Annotated in this window: 3 protein-coding genes; all 3 read left to right on the forward strand. The window is 67.6% G+C overall.

The window, feature by feature from the left end:
• Positions 1 to 467: magnesium chelatase (locus tag F3J18_RS35970; protein ID WP_166916887.1), on the forward strand; the 467-nt coding region annotated here is incomplete at its 5' end.
• A 412-nt stretch (positions 468 to 879) separates the two neighbouring features.
• Complete coding sequence (locus tag F3J18_RS35975; protein ID WP_166916889.1) at positions 880 to 1,989, forward strand: sugar ABC transporter substrate-binding protein; 1,110 nt, start codon at positions 880 to 882, stop codon at positions 1,987 to 1,989.
• An 86-nt stretch (positions 1,990 to 2,075) separates the two neighbouring features.
• The gene (locus tag F3J18_RS35980; protein WP_166916891.1) at positions 2,076 to 3,686 is read left to right on the forward strand and encodes a sugar ABC transporter ATP-binding protein; all 1,611 of its coding nucleotides are present in this window, start codon (positions 2,076 to 2,078) and stop codon (positions 3,684 to 3,686) included.
• Positions 3,687 to 3,780: the final 94 nt, after the last annotated feature.

The following is a 3,780-nucleotide window of genomic DNA, read 5'->3' on the forward strand; positions in this document are numbered from 1 at the left end:
ATTCGGCCTCGATGCTCGACGGCGCTCGCCTGGCGCTCGCCAAGGGCCTGCTGGTCGCGCTGTTCGACGCGGCGGCGCGCGAGCGCGCCGAGGTGGCGCTGATCGGCTTCGGCGGGCGCGGCGCCGAGCGGCGTTTCGGGCCGGCGGTGCCGCGCTGGTGGAACGAGCGCTGGCTCGAACCGGTGGCGGGCGGGGGCGGCACGCCCTTGTCGGCCGGCATCGCGATGGCGCAATCCCTGCTCGCGCGGATCGCGCGGCGCAGGCCCGGCGCGCCACGCACGCTCTGGCTGCTGAGCGACATGCGCACCGACGAGATGCCTTCGCGACCGGCCCAGGCCGACGAGATCCACCTCGTCGACTTCGACGATGCCGCCGTGCGGCTGGGCAGGGCGCAGCGTCTGGCGCGCCGGTGGGAGGCTTCGTGCCGCCGGCCCGAGGATTTGATTTCCCGGATCGATCGCAACTAACGGTCTGCCCGAACCAGCCCTGACAATTCCACCTCGTCCTTCTGCCACCGCCTTCCCGAACCAGGTTCGGCAAGGGCAGCGGCGATAACTGCCCAACTTCTCCCCGCTCGCCCGCCATCTCCTGCCGGCATCGCGACATCCGCGAATTATCGCTTTCGATGTTAGTAAAACTACGTTTCTTGTCTTCAAGATGCGGCTGCCCACAAGCACTGAAGAAAACGCTTAATTCCTTGATTGTTATGAAATAAAGCGAATTCAAAGCGTTCTCGGGCGTAAACCCTAGATTGCCGACCTGCCTCGCTAGCGCTAAATTTCGTTGCAACACTACAAGAAAAGCAGAGTTTTACTAACACCCTGCTGGACTGTCAGCAGGCTTTCGCTGTCCATGTCGATGTTGAGGAGACAACACACTATGGAAGACACCGGAGTCGCCGACGTCGCTGAGGTCGGATCACGCAGACGGTTTCTCGCGGGGCTGGCCGCCACGGCCGGCACGTTCGCGCTGTCCTCGCTGCCGGGCGTGGCCCGGGCCCAGCAGAAGGTGTTCGTGCCGTTCAGCAACAAGAGCCTCGATTACTACTTCTTCGCCACCCAGCAGGAAGCCGTGAAGCGTGCGGTGGAGGCCAAGGGCTGGACCTTCCAGGCCGTCAACGCGAACTTCAGCACCACCACCCAGCTCGAGCAGTGGCAGAGCCTGCTGCTGAAGAATCCCTCGGCCATCATCGCCGACCCGATCGACAGCCAGGCGATCGTCAGCGTGATCAAGAAGTACAACTTCAAGAAGATCCCGGTCGGCATCATCGATACGCCGGCGCTCGGCGGGGACGTGGCGATCACGGTCGATTTCGACAATCGCGCGGGCGGCGTGATGGCGGCCGAAACCATCGTGGCGGCCTTGAAGAAGCGCTACGGCAGCGCCAAGGGCACCGTGCTGAACTGCTACGGCGCGCTGCAGTCGGTGGCCTGGCGCCTGCGCAAGGAGGGCTTCGAGGCCACCATGAAGCAGTATCCCGACATCAAATTGATCAGTCGTCCTACCGAGGGGCTGCTCAAGAACATGCTGTCGGTCACGCTCGACACGCTGTCCGAATATCCCGCGCTCGACGCCGTGCACGCGCCCAGCGATTCGCCGGCGCGCGGCATCGTCACGGCGCTGCAGCAGAAGGGCAAGTGGAAGAAGGTGGGCGAGCCGGGGCACGTGATCTTCGTGAACATCGACGGCGAGCCGGCGGCGCTGCAATGGATCGGCGACGGCTACATGGACGCGGTGGTCTCGCAGGATCCGATCGCCTACGCGCAGATCACCGTCGAGATGCTCGACCGCTATTCGCTCAAGGGCCAGCCGGTGCCGCTCGGGCCTTACCAGAACAATCAGTACTTCTGGGAAAAGGCGCAGATCACCAAGTCCGATACCGGCGCGAGCCTGGTGATTCCGCCCTTCGTGGTGGACGGCGGCTCGGTCAAGGACAAGCGCCAGTGGGGCAACATCGCCTACAACGAATGGGGCCTGCGCTACAGCTGAGCGGGCCGGACGGCGCCTTCGCGGCGCCGCCGCCTCTCCCCGAAGCGCATTTCACCGGCAGCACCCGTCGATCGAGGTTTTTCGTGATGGACAGCAGCAGCGATTACATCCTGAGGACGCACGACGTCGTCAAACGCTACAAGGCCCTGGTCGCGCTCGACCGGGTCTCGATCCACATTCGGCGCGGCACCATCCACGGCCTGCTCGGCGAGAACGGCGCCGGCAAGTCCACCCTGGTGCGCCTGATTTCCGGGCAGACCGCGCCCAGCGAGGGGCGCATCGTGTTCGACGGCACCGAGGTGCAGGGCAGCGACGTGCGGCGCATGGAGTCGCTCGGCGTGTTCCTGGTCACGCAGGAGCCGATGATCGTCGATTCGATGTCGGTCGCCGACAACCTGATGCTCGGCCGCTGGCCGCTCAAGCGCGGCTGGACGCGCCAGGTCGACCAGCGCGCGCTGCTCGGGAGCGTCGAGACCGCGCTGGCCGGCACCGGGCTCGACCCGCGCATGCCGGCGCGCTTCCTGTCCGCGGTGGCCAGGCGCAAGCTCAACATCCTGCGGGCCCTGCACAGCGGCGGCAAGCTGCTGATCCTCGACGAGCCGACCACCGCGCTGACGCTGGCCGATCGCGAGCAGATGTTCGCCTTCATGCGTGAGCTGCGGGCGCGCGGCGTGAGCTTCGTGTTCATCTCGCACTACAACGAGGAGATCCTCGATATCTGCGACGGCGTCTCGGTGCTGCGCAACGGCCGGCTGGCCGGCGAGCACGACGACCTGGGCGAGATCGATTCCGACGGCTTGTCGGAGCTGGTGATCGGCCGCGACGTGCCGCTGTTCCATCGCGATCGCGAAGCCGCCTCGGCGCGCGCCGCGCGCTCGGCCGATGCGGCGCCGGATACGGCGGCCACCGCCGGCGGCACCGGCAAGGGCATCAACACGGGCACCGGCAAGGGCAGCGGCGCGCCCACCGCCTGGCGCGTCGAGGACCTGGTCGCGCCCGGCATCGAGGTGCCGCGCTTCGAGATCGCGCCCGGCGAGATCGTCGGTTTCGCCGGCCTGCCGGGCTCGGGCGCCAAGGCCTTCGCGCTGGCGCTGTTCGGCCTGAATCGCGCGCGCCGCGGGCGCCTCTGGCACGACGGCGCGAACCACGCGCTGCCCGACCATCCCGGCACCGCGTTCCGGCGCGGCATCGCCTACCTGTCCGACGACCGTCATCGCGACGGGCTGGTCGGCCTGCAGAGCATCGCGCACAACATCACGCTGTCGAGCCTGGCCGACGTCTCGCGCGGCGGCGTGATCGACCGGCGCGCCGAGCAGGGCGTGGTGCGCCGCTACTTCGAGCATTTCCGCGTCAAGGCCGCCACGCCCGAGGTGCTGCTCGGCACGCTCTCGGGCGGCAACCAGCAGAAGGTCTGCCTGGGCCGCGTGCTGGCCACCGCGCCGGGCCTGCTGATCCTCGACGAGCCCACGCGCGGCATCGACGTCGGCGTCAAGGAGGAGGTGCACCGCATCGTCGACGAACTGACCCGGGCCGGGCTGTCGGTGATCGTCATCACCAGCGACCTGGACGAGATGGTGCGGCTGGTGGATCGCGTCTGCGTGTTCGTCGGCGGACGCATCGAACAGGAATACCAGGGCGAGCGGATCGCCAAGGACGCGATCCTGCAATCGGCGTTCGGCGCCGCGCCCGTGATCTGAACGACAGGAGACAGACTCATGCAATCGAGAAGCGAGATTCAGGCGGGCGCCGCGGCGCCCGGCGCGGCGGCACTGGCGCAGGGCGGCGGGGTGG

It is taken from the genome of Burkholderia sp. Ax-1720, assembly GCF_011753035.1.
In the GTDB taxonomy this organism is placed as follows: domain Bacteria; phylum Pseudomonadota; class Gammaproteobacteria; order Burkholderiales; family Burkholderiaceae; genus Burkholderia; species Burkholderia gladioli.